We start from the raw sequence: 1,011 nt of genomic DNA, 5'->3' as shown, positions 1-1,011 counted from the left end.
CCAACAGTAACTGGAATGGGTGGTCGAAGAGACGCAGTAGCAGCGGTGGTGGCTCGTTCCATTTAAAGCCAACGTACATCAGCAGTTCAGAGTCGGCCAGAACGATTGGCACAGGGCCGGCAATCATATAGCGGCCATAAAGTCTCTGTTTTGGCTTGTTGTAATCTTCAATACTGGTGACAAAGTTTTGCATCGCACGCAGTTGAAAGTTGCTGCGCTTATCGGTGGTTAAGACGTTGCCGTTGTAATCCGAAAAGAACACTCGTGGTCGTGGGTCATGTTTACCTGCGCGATTGCCCTCTACACGGAATAAAATGCGTCCTAGATCGGTTTCTTTGCTGTACTTGTTTTGAATGGCATCACGCGTTTCAATGATCCGCTGATAATGCTCGTCTGGGATGTCGCGTGCTTTCCTTGGATCCAAATGTGGCAGTGATAGCACGGCTATCAAAACCAATAGCATAGTGAACCAAAAGATGGCAAAGATGCGTCCATACAAGCTATTAATCTTTGGCAGTTTGATGCGTGATAGGCGCATTAATCCTCCTCAAGCAGCATATAGCCGCGACCACGTAGGGTTTTGATGCGCGGTTTGCCATTGCTTTGGTCGGGCAGCTTTTTGCGTAAGTTCGACACGTGCATATCGATTGCGCGGTCAAAGGCCGCCAGTCGTTTACCTAGTACGTCGAGGCTCAACGTCTCTTTGGTGAGTACGTGTCCTGGGTTTTGGACAAAGTGGGTCAACAGCGCGAACTCGGTTGCGGTTAGATCCAGCAATTGTTGATCGCAGTAAGCCTCTTGCTTGCCCGGATACAGGCGCAACTCTTGGTACTCAATACAATCGCTGTTTTTGCCGTTTTTCTGCGTGTTACTGGTGCGACGTAAAATCGCGCGAATACGAGCGAGCAGCTCTCGGTCACTGAAAGGTTTTTGTATGTGTTCATCTGCGCCGATCTCTAAACCGATCACGCTATCAATCTCTTCGCCTTTGGCGGTCAACATCAACACGGG

Annotated in this window: 1 protein-coding gene and 1 pseudogene; both read right to left on the bottom strand. The window is 49.4% G+C overall.

Annotated elements, in window-relative coordinates:
• Positions 1-538, bottom strand: a pseudogene (cpxA, locus tag R7E00_RS25350) (envelope stress sensor histidine kinase CpxA); the annotation flags it as partial.
• On the bottom strand, positions 538-1,011 hold a 474-nt coding region (locus R7E00_RS25345), incomplete at its 5' end, for a winged helix-turn-helix domain-containing protein (protein ID WP_318124955.1). The gene R7E00_RS25345 and the pseudogene cpxA, both read right to left, overlap by 1 nt.

Origin of the sequence: Vibrio sp. Vb1755 (genome assembly GCF_033338635.1) — a bacterium.
GTDB classification, from domain to species: domain Bacteria; phylum Pseudomonadota; class Gammaproteobacteria; order Enterobacterales; family Vibrionaceae; genus Vibrio; species Vibrio alginolyticus.
Note: the sequence above shows the minus strand (reverse complement) of the source record. Positions and strands in the feature narration are given on the sequence as shown.